Source organism: Phytohabitans sp. LJ34 (assembly GCF_052068095.1).
In the GTDB taxonomy this organism is placed as follows: domain Bacteria; phylum Actinomycetota; class Actinomycetes; order Mycobacteriales; family Micromonosporaceae; genus Phytohabitans.
Window position 1 is genome coordinate 388,137 of record NZ_JBQHDG010000006.1, and the last position, 15,941, is coordinate 404,077.

At 73.6% G+C, this 15,941-nt stretch carries 15 protein-coding genes; 10 read left to right on the forward strand and 5 right to left on the reverse strand.

Annotation, left to right across the window (positions count from 1 at the left end; all coding sequences use genetic code 11):
- Positions 1–34 precede the first annotated feature (34 nt).
- Positions 35–790 carry an NUDIX hydrolase gene (locus tag ACTMTJ_RS13940; protein WP_441216778.1) on the forward strand — a complete coding sequence of 252 codons (756 nt, stop codon included), beginning with the start codon at positions 35–37 and terminating at the stop codon, positions 788–790.
- On the opposite strand, the gene ACTMTJ_RS13945 is transcribed toward ACTMTJ_RS13940, so the two are convergent.
- Positions 682–1,542, reverse strand: coding sequence for a CDP-alcohol phosphatidyltransferase family protein (locus tag ACTMTJ_RS13945; protein ID WP_441216779.1), 861 nt, complete (start codon positions 1,540–1,542; stop codon positions 682–684). The genes ACTMTJ_RS13940 and ACTMTJ_RS13945 overlap by 109 nt on opposite strands.
- Positions 1,543–1,657: 115 nt before the next feature.
- Between ACTMTJ_RS13945 and ACTMTJ_RS13950 the strand changes: the two genes are divergently transcribed.
- The 5 genes from ACTMTJ_RS13950 to ACTMTJ_RS13970 all read left to right on the forward strand — a co-directional run bounded on the left by ACTMTJ_RS13950 (position 1,658) and on the right by ACTMTJ_RS13970 (position 6,341).
- On the forward strand, positions 1,658–2,647 hold the full coding sequence (locus ACTMTJ_RS13950) for a zinc-dependent alcohol dehydrogenase (RefSeq protein ID WP_441216780.1): 990 nt from the start codon (positions 1,658–1,660) through the stop codon (positions 2,645–2,647).
- A 4-nt stretch (positions 2,648–2,651) separates the two neighbouring features.
- On the forward strand, positions 2,652–3,050 hold the full coding sequence (locus ACTMTJ_RS13955; RefSeq protein WP_441216781.1) for a 6-pyruvoyl trahydropterin synthase family protein: 399 nt from the start codon (positions 2,652–2,654) through the stop codon (positions 3,048–3,050).
- A gap of 31 nt (positions 3,051–3,081) precedes the next feature.
- Positions 3,082–4,386 carry a glycosyltransferase gene (locus ACTMTJ_RS13960; protein WP_441216782.1) on the forward strand — a complete coding sequence of 435 codons (1,305 nt, stop codon included), beginning with the start codon at positions 3,082–3,084 and terminating at the stop codon, positions 4,384–4,386.
- 76 nt (positions 4,387–4,462) lie between these two features.
- Entirely contained in the window at positions 4,463–5,266 is an 804-nt protein-coding gene (locus tag ACTMTJ_RS13965; RefSeq protein ID WP_441216854.1) for an SAM-dependent methyltransferase, read from the forward strand.
- 58 nt (positions 5,267–5,324) lie between these two features.
- Positions 5,325–6,341, forward strand: a complete 1,017-nt coding sequence (locus ACTMTJ_RS13970; protein WP_441216783.1) for a lysylphosphatidylglycerol synthase transmembrane domain-containing protein — start codon at positions 5,325–5,327, stop codon at positions 6,339–6,341.
- A gap of 555 nt (positions 6,342–6,896) precedes the next feature.
- On the opposite strand, the gene ACTMTJ_RS13975 is transcribed toward ACTMTJ_RS13970, so the two are convergent.
- Complete coding sequence (locus ACTMTJ_RS13975) at positions 6,897–7,649, reverse strand: hypothetical protein (RefSeq protein ID WP_441216784.1); 753 nt, start codon at positions 7,647–7,649, stop codon at positions 6,897–6,899.
- Positions 7,650–7,811: 162 nt separating this feature from the next.
- Between ACTMTJ_RS13975 and ACTMTJ_RS13980 the strand changes: the two genes are divergently transcribed.
- The gene (locus tag ACTMTJ_RS13980; protein ID WP_441216785.1) at positions 7,812–8,711 is read left to right on the forward strand and encodes an aminotransferase class IV; all 900 of its coding nucleotides are present in this window, start codon (positions 7,812–7,814) and stop codon (positions 8,709–8,711) included.
- A 92-nt stretch (positions 8,712–8,803) separates the two neighbouring features.
- On the opposite strand, the gene ACTMTJ_RS13985 is transcribed toward ACTMTJ_RS13980, so the two are convergent.
- Positions 8,804–9,508, reverse strand: coding sequence for an HAD family hydrolase (locus ACTMTJ_RS13985; protein WP_441216786.1), 705 nt, complete (start codon positions 9,506–9,508; stop codon positions 8,804–8,806).
- A 4-nt stretch (positions 9,509–9,512) separates the two neighbouring features.
- Positions 9,513–10,232 carry a RibD family protein gene (locus ACTMTJ_RS13990; RefSeq protein ID WP_441216787.1) on the reverse strand — a complete coding sequence of 240 codons (720 nt, stop codon included), beginning with the start codon at positions 10,230–10,232 and terminating at the stop codon, positions 9,513–9,515.
- Between the two features lie 880 nt (positions 10,233–11,112).
- On the opposite strand from ACTMTJ_RS13990, the gene ACTMTJ_RS13995 reads away from it, so the two are divergent.
- Positions 11,113–11,718, forward strand: coding sequence for a flavodoxin family protein (locus ACTMTJ_RS13995; RefSeq protein WP_441216788.1), 606 nt, complete (start codon positions 11,113–11,115; stop codon positions 11,716–11,718).
- A 7-nt stretch (positions 11,719–11,725) separates the two neighbouring features.
- Here the strand turns inward: ACTMTJ_RS13995 and ACTMTJ_RS14000 are convergent, their stop codons facing one another.
- A complete protein-coding gene (locus ACTMTJ_RS14000) occupies positions 11,726–12,061 on the reverse strand; it encodes a VOC family protein (RefSeq protein WP_441216789.1) in 336 nt (111 codons plus the stop codon).
- A 71-nt stretch (positions 12,062–12,132) separates the two neighbouring features.
- On the opposite strand from ACTMTJ_RS14000, the gene ACTMTJ_RS14005 reads away from it, so the two are divergent.
- Complete coding sequence (locus tag ACTMTJ_RS14005) at positions 12,133–14,493, forward strand: phosphoketolase family protein (RefSeq protein WP_441216790.1); 2,361 nt, start codon at positions 12,133–12,135, stop codon at positions 14,491–14,493.
- A gap of 95 nt (positions 14,494–14,588) precedes the next feature.
- The gene (locus tag ACTMTJ_RS14010; protein ID WP_441216855.1) at positions 14,589–15,833 is read left to right on the forward strand and encodes a phosphodiester glycosidase family protein; all 1,245 of its coding nucleotides are present in this window, start codon (positions 14,589–14,591) and stop codon (positions 15,831–15,833) included.
- Positions 15,834–15,941 lie beyond the last annotated feature (108 nt).

Here is a 15,941-nt window from a genome sequence, read left to right on the forward strand (position 1 = left end):
TACGTCACGACGACGAATAGCTAGCATGGCGGCCGTGAGCGCACCGCACCAGGAGTTCTCCGGCGTCGCCGTGACCGTCGACGTGGTCGTCCTGACGATCCGCGACGACCAGTTGCAGGTGCTCCTGGTCGAGCGCGGCGTCGAGCCTTTCCGCGGCGCGCTGGCGCTGCCGGGCGGGTTCATCAACGACGACGAGGACGCCGAGCCGGCGGCCCGCCGGGAGCTGGCCGAGGAGACCGCGCTCGACGGCGACAGCCTCTACCTCGAGCAGCTGCGTACCTACGCGGCGCCGCGCCGCGACCCGCGCGGCCGGGTGGTCACTGTCGCCTACCTGGCCATCGCGCCGGACCTGCCGGTGCCGGTGGGCGGCACCGACGCGCGCGCCGCGTGCTGGCAGCCGGTGTGGTCGGTCCTGGCCCGGGACGTCGCGCTCGCCTTCGACCATCTGGCAATCGTGGAGGACGCGGTCGACCGGGCGCGGTCCAAGCTGGAGTACACGACCCTGGCGACCGCGTTCTGCCCCGAGGTCTTCACGATGACCGAGCTGCGCCGGGTCTACGAGGTGGTGTGGGGCGTCTCCATCGACGCCCGCAACTTCCACCGTAAGGTGGTCAACGCCGAGGACTTCGTCGTGCCGACCGGTGAGCGGCGGGTCCTGGAGACCGGCCGTCCGGCCGCGCTCTACCGCCGGCCGGGAGCGGTCAGGACCCTGTTTCCACCGATGCTGCGCGGCGCGTTTCCACCGGTGCTGCCCAGCGAGTCCGTGCTGCCCAGCGAGTCCGGGGCCTGAGGCACGGAGACGGCCGCGACCACGTACCGGCGGATCTGCTCGGCGCGCCACAGCCAGGCCACGTCGCGGGTGAACGACCAGATCAGCAGCGCCAGCGCGGTGCCCACGACAGCCATCGTCACCGGGTGCGGCAGCAGCCCCGAGCTGGCCACCACGAGCACCACGCCCTGGATCGCGGCCACCGTCTTGCGCGACACGCGGTGCGGCAGGGCACCGCGCAGCCACGGCACCGCCCAGCCGGCGACCACGAAGGCGTACCGGAACGCGCCGATCGCCAGCACCCACAGGCCCAGCGACTGCGCGACCACGGCGCTCAGCACCAAGATGAGGATGGCGTCAACTTCCATGTCGAAGCGGGCGCCCAGGGCCGAGGTCGTGCCGGTGCGGCGGGCCACCTGGCCGTCCACGGCGTCGAGCGCGAGCGCCACCGCGGCCAGCGTCACGAAGACGGCGACCGCCACGGCGTGCCCGGTGAGCCAGTCCGCCGCCAGCGCCGCCACGCCGCCCACGAGCGTCGCGCGGGCCAGCGTCACCTGGTTGGCCGGGCCGAGGAAGGTGGTGCCGGAGCGACGCAGGGCGCGGCCGAGCAGCACCCAGGTGCCGACCGCGTACACCACGCCGACCGCCCAGCCGGCGGCGTCCAGTCCGACTCCCACGGCCAGCATGCCCAGCAGGACAAACTGCACCGCCAGGCCCGCGGTATGCCCTTCGACGGTCGGAGTGGTCTCGAGGGGCCGGTCGCTGACGGTCAACGTTCCTCCGTAGTTGTCTGGGCGGGTAGGGCCCCACCACGTATGGTTACCAGGGCCTCGGTCTGGAGAACGGGAAACGGGCCGGTTCGGTTCACTTGTCCGCGGAAGGAGATCCATGACGCTCCGTGGTCGGGCGTTCTGGCTGGGCGCACCCGGGGTCGGCGAGATCCGCCCGGTCAGCCTCCAACCTCCCGGTCCGGACGAGGTCGTGGTGCGGGCGTTGTGGTCGGGCGTGAGCCGGGGCACCGAGACGCTCGTCTTCCGCGGCGGGGTGCCGCGAAGCCAGCACGACGCCATGCGGGCGCCGTTCCAGGAGGGCGAATTTCCGGCCCCCGTCAAGTACGGCTACCTCAGCGTCGGAGTTGTGGAAAACGGCCCGGACGCGCTGCGCGGCCGGACGGTCTTCTGCCTGTACCCGCACCAGACCCGCTACGTCGTCCCGGCCGCCGCGGTCACGCCGGTGCCCGAGGGGGTGCCGCCACGGCGGGCCGTCCTCGCCGGCACGGTGGAGACCGCCGTCAACGCGCTGTGGGACGCGGCGCCCCTGGTCGGCGACCGGGTCGCCGTGGTCGGCGGCGGCATGGTGGGGTGCAGCGTCGCCGCGGTGCTGGCCCGCTTCCCCGGCGCGCGGGTGCAGCTCGTCGACGCCGACCCGACCCGCGCGGCGACCGCGGCGGCGCTGGGTGTCGACTTCGCGACGCCCGAGGCGGCGGCCGGCGACCGCGACCTGGTGATCCACGCCAGTGCCACCTCCGCCGGGCTGGCCCGCTCGCTGGAGCTGCTCGCGCCGGAGGGCACGGTGGTGGAGCTGAGCTGGTACGGCGACCGGGCCGTCACGATCCCGCTGGGCGAGCACTTCCACTCCCGCCGGTTGACGGTGCGCGGCAGCCAGGTCGGCACGATCTCGCCCGCGGCGAAGGGGCGGCGCACGTACGCGGACCGGCTCGCGCTCGCGCTGGAGCTGCTCGCGGACCCCGCGTTCGACGCGCTGCTGACCGGCGAGTCAGCCTTCGACGAGCTGCCCGCCATCCTGCCCAAGCTGGCCGGCGGGGAGCTGCCCGCGCTGTGCCACCTCGTCCGGTACGACGCCGACCCAGGAGGTTGAGGGTTTGTTCAGCATCACCGTCCGGGACCACATCATGGTCGCGCACAGCTTCCGCGGCGAGGTGTTCGGCCCGGCGCAGCGCCTGCACGGCGCGACGTTCGTGGTCGACGCGACGTTCCGCCGGCCCGAGCTCGACGCCGACAACATCGTGGTCGACATCGGACTCGCCACCGCGCAGCTCGGCGAGGTGTTGAGCGAGCTGAACTACCGCAACCTCGACGACGAGCCCGCCTTCGCCGGCGTCAACACCTCGACCGAGTTCCTCGCCAAGGTGATCGCCGACCGCCTCGCCGACCGGGTGGGCGCGGGCGCGCTCGGCGAGGGGGCCCGCGGCCTGGCCGGGATCACGGTGGCGCTGCACGAGTCGCACGCGGCGTGGGCCAGCTACGAGCGGACCCTGTGAGCGGCGCTCCGCCGCCCGGCACCCGGACGCCATGACCACTGTGCACGTCGTGCTTCCCGGGGCTGTGGACGAGCCAGCCGCGCCCAGCGGCGGCAACCGCTACGACCGGCGGGCCTGCGAGCGGCTGGCCGCGCTGGGCTGGCACGTGGTCGAGCACCCGGTGCACGGCGCCTGGCCCCGCCCGGACGCCGCACAGGTCGCCCATTTGGCGGCCACCCTCGCGTCCGTACCTGACGGTGGCCTCACCTTGCTGGACGGCCTGGTGGCCTGCGCGGCGCCCGAGGTCGTCGTGCCGGCGTCCGCGCGGCTGCGGGTGGCGGTGCTGGTGCACCTGCCCCTGGTGGACGAGGCCGGCGACGCCGACCTGGACGCCCGCGAACGGCAGACTCTCCGGGCCGCCGCCGCCGTCATCGCGACCAGCGACGGCGCCGCGCGGCGCCTGACCACGCTGCACGGCCTCGACCAGGTACACGTGGCCGCCCCGGGTGTGGATCCCGCACCGCTGTCCACCGGCACCGGCGCCGGCTCGCGCCTGCTCTGCGTCGCCGCCGTCACCCCGCGCAAGGCCCAGGACCTGCTGGTCGCCGCCCTCGCCACACTGCCGGACGTCGACTGGACCTGCACCGTCGTCGGCGCGCTGGACCGCGACCCGGCGTACGCGGCCCGCGTCACCGCGGCGGCCGCCGAACTTGACGGGCGGGTCACCTTCACCGGCCCGCTGGCAGGCGCCGACCTGGACGCCCGCTACGCCGCCGCCGACCTGCTGGTGCTGCCCTCGCACGCGGAGACCTACGGCATGGTGGTGACCGAGGCCCTCGCCCGTGGCGTGCCGGTCCTGGCCACCGAGGTGGGCGGCGTCCCCGAGGCACTCGGCTGGGCGCCGTCCGCGGGCCCGCCGGCGCTGGCGCCACCGGCACCCACCCGGAGCGGCGCGCGGCGCCCGGAGGTCGAGACCGTGCCGGATCGCACGCCCGGCCCAGAGCGGGCGACCGCGGAGCCGGCACCCGGGGCGGAGCGGGCACAGCCCGGCACCGGCCCAGAGCACGCACCTGAAGCGGAGCGAGCACGACCGGACGCCGGCCCAGAGCAGGCGCCCGAAGCGGAATGGGCATCACCGGACGCCGGGCCGGGGCGGGCGACCGCGGAGGGATGGGTGCGGCCGGGGATCCTGGTGCCGCCCGGTGACCCGGGGGCCCTCGCGGACGCATTGCGGCAATGGCTGACGCGACCCGACCTGCGGGCCACCTTGCGCACGGCGGCCCGCTCCCGGCGGTCCACACTGGACGGTTGGGACGCGACCGGGCGGGCACTGTCCGACGTGCTCGGCGTCCTGTGAGGACGGCGGCCCCGACCCTCGCCGCGACCGGTTGAAAGACCCGGTGGGCGGCCCGACCGCATCGAACCAAGGAGGCCTGGTGAGCGAGTTCAGCGCGGCGTGGTTGGCGCTGCGGGAGCCGGCGGACGCCGGTGCCCGCGCGGTCGACCTGCTGGAACCCTTGCGCGCGCGGCTGGACGGCACCGCCCGGCCGGTGATCCGCGACCTCGGCGCCGGCAGCGGCTCGATGGGGCGCTGGCTGGCGCCGCGCCTCGGCGGGCCGCAGCACTGGGTGATGCACGACCGCGACCCCGCGCTGCTCGCGCTGGCCGCGGCGGGCATGGCCCCGTTTCCACAGGTCACGGTCGAGACGCGGCAGGGCGATGTGACCGGTCTCACCGGCGCGGACCTCGCCGGCGCGGCGCTGGTCACCGCCTCCGCGCTGCTCGACGTGCTCACCGCCGGGGAGGTCGACGCGCTGGCGGAGGCGTGTGCGGAGGCGCGCTGCCCGGCGCTGTTCACGCTGTCGGTGGCCGGAAGGGTCGACCTCTCCCCCGCTGACCCGCTGGACAGCGACGTCGAGGCCGCCTTCAACGACCACCAGCGGCGCACCCACGGCGCGCGGACGCTGCTGGGGCCGGACGCGCCCGGGGTGGCGGCGGAGGCGTTCGCGCGGCACGGCGCCACCGTGCTGGAGCGGCCCAGCCCCTGGCGGCTCGGCCCGGAGCAGGCCGGACTCGCCGCCGAGTGGCTACGCGGCTGGGTCGGCGCGGCCGTCGAGGAACGCCCCGATCTGGCCGGGCCGGCCGAGGGGTACCTGCGCCGCCGCCTGGACGCGGTCGCGGGCGGCGACCTGCACGCGGTGATCGACCACCGCGACCTGTTGGCACTGCCTGAATGAACCCTTTGCCACCTCTCCGCCGTATCAGTGCGGGAAGACCTCAGCGAGGGAGGGCGGCGTGAGTCGGTCGGTGTGGGCCTGGGTCAAGGTGCTGGGCGGGCTGGCGATCCTGGGCGCGCTGGTGTGGCGCCTGGGCACCGGCGCCTTCCTCGACGGGCTGACCGTGATCGACGGCAGCACGCTGCTCGCCGCCCTCGGCATCGGGCTGCTCACGACCGTGCTCAGCGCCTGGCGGTGGTGCCTGGTCGCACGCGGCCTGGGCATGCGCCTCCCGCTGCGCGGCGCGGTCGCCGACTACTACCGCGCGATCTTCCTCAACGCCGCGCTGCCCGGCGGCATCCTCGGCGACGTGCACCGCGCCGTCCACAACGGCCGTGAGACCGGTGACATGGGCCGCGGCGTGCGCGCCGTCGTGCTCGAACGTTCGGCCGGCACCGCCGTATTCGTCGTCGTCGGCCTGTCGGTGCTGCTCGCACTCCCCTCGCCGATCGTGCCCCGCAACCAGCTCGTCCAGGTCGCGGCCGCCGTCGCGCTCGCCGCCGCCGTCGCGTTCGCGCTGGTCGCGTGGGCCCGCCGCCGCCGGGGCACGTCGCTTGTCACCCGCGCCCTGGGTACCGCCGCCGCCGACATCCGCCGCGGCCTACTGGCCCGCCACGTGTGGCCGGGCATCCTGATCTCGTCGGCGGTGGTGCTGGCCGGGCACCTCGCGACGTTCCTGGTGGCGGCCCGGGCGGCCGGCTCCACTGCCTCGTTCGCCCGGCTGGCGCCGCTGATGCTGCTCGCGATGCTGGCGATGCTGATCCCGCTCAACGTGGGCGGCTGGGGGCCGCGCGAGGGCGTGACGGCGTGGGCGTTCGGCGCCGCGGGCCTGAGCCCGAGCCTGGGCCTGACGATCGCCGTGGTGTACGGGGTGCTCGCGTTCGCGGCCAGCAGCCCCGGCGCGGCGGTGCTCCTGGTGCGGTGGCTCCGCCCGGCGCCGACGCCCCCGAAGCCGGCGACCGACGAGGCCGCGGCACAGCCTGCCCTCGTCGAGGCGCTCCCCGCCCGCACTCCCGCGCTCTCCGTCGCCGGCTGAAATAGCGCGGGCCGCGCCCGAAAAGCGCCGTGCGCCCAGCGACCCGGCGCAGGTCACGCTCGGTCAAGCGAGGTCGCCGCCGCGGCACAGCGCCGGCCACGCTCGGAGAGAGCGCCGTCCGCACCGCGGGCCGCGCTCGGAGAGGAGCGCCGTCCGCACCGCCGCACACGCGTAGGCCGCGCTCGGAGAGAGCGCCGTCCGCACCGCGGCACAGCGCCGGCCACGCTCGGAGAGAGCGCCGTCCGCACCGCGGGCCGCGCTCGGAGAGGAGCGCCGTCCGCACCGCCGCACACGCGTAGGCCGCGCTCGGAGAGAGCGCCGTCCGCACCGCGGCACAGCGCCGGCCACGCTCGGAGAGAGCGCCGTCCGCACCGCGGCCCGGCACGGGCCGCACTAACTCAACGCGACATCCCGCATCCGGTCCAAAGCACGACCAACGCGCGATTACGACCTGGCGGACGGGCGCGAGCGGGTGCGCCGCGACGACGTCATGTCGTGAAGAGCGGGAGGGCCGGCGCCGTCGAACGGCGCCGGCCCCCTTTCCAGCTCCCCCGATCACCGCACCGTCGGCCAACGCCTGGACTCCGGGCCCGAGTCGCGGGCCAGCTCCCGCCAGTGGCCTTCCCGCTGGGCGCCGTGCGCCGCGACTTCGGGACGCTGGTTGGACCAGCCCGGTGTGACCGGTACCCCACCCCATCCGCGCCCACCGTCGGGGTCGCGGTCCAGGTCGCGGTCGCCGTCGCCGTCGCGGAGCGGGGCGTCGCCCATCAGCTCGTCGGCGAGCGGGCTGGCCGGAAGCCCGAGCCCCTCCGCGCCCAGCGGTCGGTCGCTCGGCAGCGCAAGCGGGGCGCCGGCTCCCACGAGCTCGGGTACCTCGTCGTGCCGGGCCGCCCGCCGCCAGCGTCCGACGCTGGCCACCGCGAGCAGCAGCGCGGCGCCCAGCACCATGGCGGAGCCGGTACGGAGCGGCGTCGCGAGGTCGGCTTCCCGGCCGGCCACCGAGATCGTCCCCGGCAGGAAGTTGAGGACCGCGTCAGGATCCACCAACAGGGCCAGGTAGGTGGCTGTGTACAGCAGCCCGGTGAGCACCGCGCCGACCGGCGAGAAGCGAAGGGTGCCTACCAGTCCCAGCAGCAGGCCGGCGGCGGCCAGACACAGCACGGGCCGGATGAAGTCGCCGTCGCGGAACGCGCCCGCGGTCTCCTCGTTGACGAAGGCCTGGAGGGAACGGTCCTGCCCGTACGCGAGCAGCACCCAGGCGAGCGGCGCGATGACCGCGGCGGCGATCAAGGTCCAGACGTGACGCATGCCGGACACCGTAGTGCCATGCATATGGGGCTACACCAGGCCAAACCCGAGGTGGACCGCCGGTTTCACGGCTGGTGCGAACATCGCGCGACGGGTGTAACGCGCAGGCCGGCCGGGACGCCCTTGCATCCGCGAGCACCGAGTGCCGCTAGCGTTCGGATCATGTTGCAGCGCTACGACGAGCGGAACGCCGGCATCTCCTACTGGGTCAACGGCGTGCTCCGCCACCGCGACGAGCCGGGCATCTCGCCCTTCGACTCCGTTGTGCAGGGCGGTGACGCCGTGTGGGAAGGTCTCCGCCTGTACCAGGGAAGGATTTTCGGGCTGGAGGCCCACCTCGACCGGCTGCGGCGGTCGGCGACCGCGCTCGGCTTCGCCGGCATCCCCTCGGCCGAGGAGGTGACGGCGGCGGTCGCCGAGACGTTGCGGGCCAACGACATGCGCGACGGCGTCCACATCAGACTGACGCTGACCCGGGGCGTGAAGGTGACCAGCGGCATGGATCCGCGCCTCAACCAGAGCGGCTGCACGCTGATCGTGCTCGCCGAGCACAAGCCGCCGGTGTACGACACGAGTGGTCTGCGCCTGGTCACGTCGAGCGTGCGCCGCCCCGGCCCGGACGTGCTCGATCCGAAGATCCACCACAACAACCTGATCAACTCGATCCTGGCCAAGATGGAGGCCACGGTCGCCGGCGCCGACGACGCGCTGATGCTCGACGGCCGCGGCTTCGTCGCCGAGACGAACGCGACGCACCTCTTCGCCGTCCACGGTGGAGCACTGTCGACGCCGCACGCGGTGGCCTGCCCGGAGGGCATCACCCGGGCGACGGTGCTGCGGCTGGCGGAGGAGGCGGGCATCCCGGCCGCCGTGCGGGATCTTAGCCTCACCGAGATGTACACGGCGGACGAAGTCTTCTGCACCGGCACGATGGGCGAGATCGCCGGGGTGACGCAGATCGACGGCCGGCCGATCGGCGCGGGCGGGGTGGGACCGGTCACCACGCAGGTGGCCGAGCTCTATGTGACGCACGCGCGGGCGAACGGCACCCCCGTGGTCTGAGCACAGCCCGGGCCGGCCGCCAACCTCCAGGGCATCTGGAACGGCCAACGCCACGATCGGGGCTCGATGCCACGAGCCTCGGTCGCGGCGGCTCAGACCCGGTGGGCGTACAGCTCGTCGTAGTAGGGCCGCGCCTGCTCCACCAGCGGCGCCAGCCGCTCGGGCACCGGACCGGACGGCGGTGTGTACGGGCCGAACCTGGTGGACCTCTCAACTCCCGCGTACCAGTGCGGCGCCCACACCCCGTCGGTCTCCCGCCGGCCGGACGCCCAGCTCAGCATCGCCGGGTCGTACCCGATGCCGAGCGCCGCGCACAGCCGCTCCAGCACGCCGGCCGGGTCGCGGAGCAGGTCGGCGGCGTCGACCACCGGGCCGCCGACGGCGCGGAAGATCTCCACCTGCTGCACGTACCCCAGGTCGGCCAAGGTCGGCTCGCCCCGCACCTTCGCGTACGAGGCGACGACGTGCTCCGGGTCGCGGATCAGGTACGCGTGCGCGAGCTCCGGTAGCCAGCCGCGCCCCACGTCGGGGAGCAGGTGGTGCGCCATGTGCTTCTGGTAGTACACGGCGACGCCGTCCGGCAGCGGGCCGGTGAGCGCGGCCGCCACGTCCTGCCAGCGGTTGGGCTGGCTGGCCAGCACGTCGGCGCGACCGGGGTGGTCGAGGCCGGTCGCGTCCAGGTAGTACGCGTACAGCGGCTCGTCGACCACGAGCGTGTCGGTCCGCGAGCCGAAGCTGCGCATCAAAGCCGTCGAGACGTTGCGCGGCCCGGACCACATGGCCAGCCTGGTCACCACGAACTCAGACCTCCTCGAACCCGGCGCGCGCGGCGCCCTTCTCGAACCGTTCGGAGAGCGCGTAGCGCAGCAGTACCACGTCGCCGATCTGGCGCACCTCGACGAGCGCGGCCCGCCGCTCCGGGCCCCACGGAAACGCGCCGTCGCCGACGAACCGGGGCGCCCGCGAGTCGCCGACGAAGAACGGCGCGATCACCAGGTGCAGCTCGTCGACGAGCCCGGCGGTGAGGAACTGGGTGTGCACCCGCCCGCCACCCTCGACCATCAGCCGGCGCACGCCGCGGCGGTGCAGATCGGCCAGCATGCGGCAGAGGTCGACGGGCTCGCCGGCGTCCACCACGGTCGCCACGTCGCCCAGCCGCTCGCGGGTGCCGTCCACCGCCTCGCTGGCGCAGTACACGAGCTTGTCCACATCGCCGGTGCGGAAGAAGTTGGCGGTGGGGTCAAGTTCGCCGCGTCCGGTCACCGTCACCTTGAGCGGCGTGGGGTGCAGGCCCCGGGCGACCCTGTCCGAACGGCGTTCGGCAGAACGGACCAGCAGCCGCGGGTTGTCCAGCCGCACCGTGCTCGCACCGACCATGATGGCGTCACAGCTCGCCCGTACGTCGTCCACCCGGTCGAAGTCGGCGTCGTTGGAGAGCAGCAGCCGCTTTCCGCCCGCGTTGTCCAGATAGCCGTCGATGGACATGCCGCAGCTGAGCAGGATGTACGGCCGCTCACCCACTGGTCGAGCCCCCTCGCGGTTGGGTCCACAGATATACACGGACGGGAAAGAAAACCCGATCACGAACTTACCTGTGGACTCACCACGACGCCGCCGGCCCAGACCGGCCGGGGTGGCACTCCGCACACCCGAAGGCGGGCACACGGCCCGAGCGACCACCAAAGCAAGCGCCGCACGCCCGAAGCCGCGCACGCACGGCCCGAGCGACCACCAAAGCAAGCGCCGCACGCCCGAAGCCGCGCACGCACAGCCCGAGCGACCACCAAAGCAAGCGCCGCACGCCCGAAGCCGCGCACGCACGGCCCGAGCGACCACCAAAGCAAGCGCCGCACGCCCGAAGCCGCGCACGCACAGCCCAAGCGACCACCAAGGAACGCGCCCCAGGGCCACGGCCCGGCCGGCCCACACGGCCCGAGCGACCACCGCACCACGAAGGCGCACCGCGCCACCAAGGCGCCACGCCACGAAGGCCGCGCCACGCCACGAAGGCCGCGCCACGAAGGCGTGGTCGGGGCGTCCAGCACGGTTCCCAGTGCCGTGCGGGGCGCCCCGACCACCAAGGGAAGCTCCGCGGGGCCGCGACCCGGCCGGTGGTGGGCTGCGCCAGGGAGGCGGTGCCGCCGGAGGGCGCTACAGGCCCCGGCCCGGCACCAGGCGACCGCTCACCACGAGCGGGTTGTGTAAAGATCCCCCACGGTCTTCCCACGACCCCAACGGCTTTCCCGCCGTGCCAACGAATGTACCGGCGTTCCTATCCGCCCGCCCGACAGATATCTGACAGGGATTCACGTTGCTCGTGGGCAACCACCCCCGTCGATCCTGAGGACGCCGCCAAATTAGGCGACATGCATGGGTCACGCCAGACCGGGTACGCGAAGGCATGCGCGCACTCATCGTCAACTGCACCCTCAAGCCCAGCCCGGCGGCCTCCAACACCGAGGCCCTCGCCCGCGTGGTCGCCGAGGAGATGGAGAAACGCGAGGTGGAGGTCGACTGGGTGCGTGCCGTGGACCGCAACATCCTGCCCGGTGTCAGCGCGGACATGGGCGCCGGCGACCAGTGGCCCGACATCCACGACCAGCTCCTGCGCTCGCAGATCCTCATCATCGCGACCCCTACCTGGCTGGGCCATCCGTCGTCCGTGGCGCAGCGCGTGCTGGAGCGGATGGACGCCATGCTGTCCGAGACCGACGACGAAGGGCGGCCGGTCGCGTACAACCGGGTGGCCGGCGTGGTCAACACCGGCAACGAGGACGGCGCCCACCATGTGATCAGCGAGATCTGCGGCGGCCTTGTGGACATCGGCTACACGGTTCCCGGCCAGGCGTGGACGTACTGGCACCTGGGCCCTGGCGCCGGACCCGACTACCTCGACGACGAGCGTGGCCACGACTGGGCGGGCAAGACCGGGCGGGCGATGGCCGCCAACCTGGTCACCGTCGCGCGCGCCCTCCAGGCCAACCCGATGGGCCCGCCACCGCAGTGAGGTCCACTCAGGACACGGCGCACACGCAGAACTCGTTGCCCTCCGGGTCGGTGAGCACCACGTAGTCGTCGTCCGGGTCGTCGTGGTGGCGCACGAACGTGGCACCGAGCTCACGCAGCCGCCGCACCTCGCCCGCCTGGTCGTCCGTGTACAGGTCGAAGTGCATCTGGTCGCGCGCGCTCACCCGCGTCAGCGCCACCTGGAGCGAGACGTTGACGGCGGTGCCGCGCAGCACGCGAAAGCGGTCACCCGGCGCCGGGTCCAGGTGCAGCGCCGCCGCCCAGAACGCGGTCATCCGCTCCAGGTCCGCACAGTTGATCACAACGCTCCCGAGCCTGATCATGCCGCTCATCCTCCCACCTGGCGGCCGGCGGGCGACGTGTGAAGAGCGGCGGGCCGGGTAGCCCGACAGGCATGGATACCACGCTGGAGCCGGCGTCCCCCCTCACCGACACCGAGCTCGCGCGGCTCGACGCGTACTGGCGGGCGGCCAACTACCTCACGGTCGGCCAGATCTACCTCATGGACAACCCGTTGCTGCGCGAGCCGCTGCGCCGCGAGCACGTCAAGCCCCGCCTGCTCGGCCACTGGGGCACCAGCCCCGGCCTCAACCTGCTCTACGCCCACCTGGACCGGGCCATCGTCGGGCGCGACCTGAACGCCATCTACGTCACCGGGCCCGGCCACGGCGGCCCGGCCATCGTCGCGAACACCTGGCTGGAGGGCACGTACAGCGAGCTGTACCCCTCGGTGTCCCGGGACGAGGCGGGCATGGCGCGGCTGTTCCGCCAGTTCTCGTTTCCCGGCGGTATCCCCAGCCACGTCGCGGCCGAGGTGCCCGGCTCGATCCACGAGGGTGGCGAGTTGGGGTACTCGCTGATGCACGCATATGGCGCCGCGTTCGACAACCCGGACCTGCTGGTCGCCTGCGTGATCGGCGACGGCGAGGCGGAGACCGGGCCGCTTCAGGGCAGCTGGCTGTCGAACGTGTTCAACAATCCGGCCCGCGACGGTGCGGTGCTGCCGATCCTCCACCTCAACGGGTACAAGATCGCGAACCCGACGGTGCTCGACCGCATCCCCCGCGACGACCTGCTCACCCTCCTGCGCGGCTACGGCTACCGGCCGTACCTGGTGGAAGGCGACCGGGTCGAGGCCGTCCACCAGGGGTTGGCGGCCGCGTTCGACCGGGCGCTGGACGACATCGCCGGCATCCAGCGGCACGCCCGCACCACCGGCGACACCAGCCGCCCCCGCTGGCCGGTGATCGTCATGCGCACGCCGAAAGGCTGGACCGGCCCCCACGAGGGCACCTTCCACTCGCACCAGGTGCCCCTCACCGGGATCCGCGAGAACGACGAGCAGCTGCGCCTGCTGGAGGAGTGGCTGCGCTCGTACCGGCCGGAGGAGCTCTTCGACGCGACCGGCGCGCCGGTCGGCGAGGTGGCCGCGCTGCCGCCGCGCGGCGACCGGCGGATGAGCGCCAACCCGCACGCCAACGGCGGCTCGGTCCTGCGCGACCTCGTGCTGCCCGACTACCGGACGTACGGCGTCCGGGTGCCCCGGCCGGGCGAGCCGCCCTCGGAGGCCACCCGCGTGCTCGGCGGCTGGCTCCGCGACGTCATCCGGGCCAACCCCGACCGGTTTCGCCTGTTCGGCCCGGACGAGGTGGCCTCCAACCGGCTGGACGCGGTGTTCGAGGCGACCGACCGGACGTTCCTCGCGGCACGTCAGGAGGGCGACGAGCACCTCGGCGCCGACGGCCAGGTCGTCGAGGTGCTGTCCGAGCACCTGTGCGAGGGCTGGCTGGAGGGCTACCTGCTCACCGGGCGGCACGGCGTCTTCACCAGCTACGAGGCGTTCATCCACGTCGTCGACTCGATGGTCAACCAGCACGCGAAGTGGCTCAAGGTAACCCGCGGCATCCCGTGGCGGCGCCCGATCGCCTCGCTCAACTACCTGCTCTCCTCGCACGTGTGGCGCCAGGACCACAACGGCTTCTCGCACCAGGACCCCGGCTTCATCGACCACGTCGTCAACAAGAAGGCCGAGGTCGTCCGCGTCTACCTGCCACCGGACGCCAACACGCTGCTGTCCACGATGGACCACTGCCTGCGCAGCCGGCACTACGTCAACGTCGTCATCGCCGGCAAGCAGCCCGGCCCGAGCTGGCTGACGATGGAGGAGGCCGACCTGCACTGCCGGCGCGGCCTCGGCATCTGGCACTGGGCCAGCACCGACGAGGGCACCGCGCCGGACGTGGTGCTCGCCTGCGCCGGCGACGTGCCGACGATGGAGACGCTCGCCGCCGCCGACCTGCTCCGCCGCCACCTGCCCGAGCTCAAGGTGCGCGTGGTCAACGTCGTCGACCTGATGCGGCTCCAGCCGGAGAGCGAGCACCCGCACGGGCTGCCGGACACCCAGTTCGACACCATCTTCACCACGGACCGGCCGGTCATCTTCGCCTACCACGGCTACCCGGCGCTGATCCACCGCCTCACCTACCGGCGCACCAACCACAAGAACCTTCATGTGCGCGGATACAAGGAGGAAGGCACCACGACCACGCCGTTCGACATGGTGATGCTCAACGACCTCGACCGGTACCACCTGGTGATCGACGTGATCGACCGCGTGCCGGACCTGCGGACCCGGGCCGCCCACCTGCGTCAGTCCATGGTGGACGCCCGCCAGCGGTGCCGCGACCACACGCGCGAGCACGGCGAGGACGCGCCCGAGATCACCGAATGGCGGTGGGACCAGGAACGCCCGTAACCCACACTTCGCCCGCACGTCAACGAACCGGGAGGTACGGGTTCCATCCGGTGGCGACGATCGCCACCATGATCTACAAATTCCGTACCGGAGTCCTGGCCGCCGCGACGGCGGTCGCGCTGGCCGTCGGGCTCGCGCCCGGCGCACCCGCGCTCGGCGCGAGCCCCCTGCCCCTCGGCGACGCGGATCTTGTCGAGGCGCGGACGACCCAGACGCTCGCCCGGGGCGTCACGCTCACCCGCATCACCCGCGGCACCGAGCCGGCGCCCGCCGACCAGATCAACACCACCACGCGCGGCCCGTGGGTGGTCAACGTGCTGACCATCGACCCGCGCCGGGCTCGTGGCCACCTCGCCGCCACCTACGGCCCGAACCTGGGCCAGGTCGAACCGACCACCGAGCTGGTCCGCTCCGCCGGCGCGCTCGCCGGGGTGAACGCCTCGTTCTTCACCTTCACCGCGAACCCGCAGTATCCGGGCGACCCGGTCGGTCTCGGGATCTTCGGCGGCAGGCTGCTCAGCGAGCCGACCACCGATCCCGCCGAGGTCAACCTCGTCGTGGACGCGGCCAGCGACAAGGTACTCATGGGGCGGCTGTCCTGGACCGGGACGGTCCGCAACCGGCGGACCGGCGCGACACTCCCGCTGGAGTTCCTCAACCACCCGCCGGTGGTACCGGCCGCCTGCGCGACCCTCGCCGACCAGACGCGGTGCGGCGTGAGCGGTGACGTCGTGGAGTTCACACCGGAGTTCGGCCCGGCCACTCCGGCCGGCGCCGGCGTGGAGGTCGTGCTGGACCGGCACGGGTGTGCGGTACGCACCGCGACCACCCGGGGCACCTCGCTGGCCGCCGGCCAGAAGTCCCTGCAAGCGACCGGGCAGGAGGCCGCCGCGGTGCTGGCCATCACGGCGTCCGGCTGCCTGACCCGGACGGTCACCCTGCGCGACGCCGAGGGCGACCGGGTCGACCTGCGGCCGGGCCTGTTCGGCGTCAACGGCCGGTACCCGCTCACGGCGGACGGTCGCATCGTCGTGCCGGCCGGCACGGGCAGCTTCTTCGCCCGCAACCCGCGCACGATCGCCGGCGTCACCGGCGACGGGCGGATCGTCCTGGCCACCATCGACGGCCGGCAGACCACCAGCGTCGGTACCACGATGGACGAGACGGCGGCCGTGGCCCACGCGCTCGGCCTGCGCGACGCGGTCAACCTCGACGGTGGCGGCTCGACCGCGATGTCGGTGGGTGGCGCGCTCGTCAACAGGCCGAGCGGCGGCACCGAGCGGGCGGTCGGCGACGCGCTCGTCTACATCGACAGCCCGTGGCGCGGCGGTCACCACTAGACACTGTGGGTGCCGGGGCGGGCGGCGCGCGTGCCGCCCGCCCCCGAGCTGTAGCCAGACTGACAGCAATACGGGCAGGTGAGGGGCGCGCGGCCCTGCTAGTGTCCG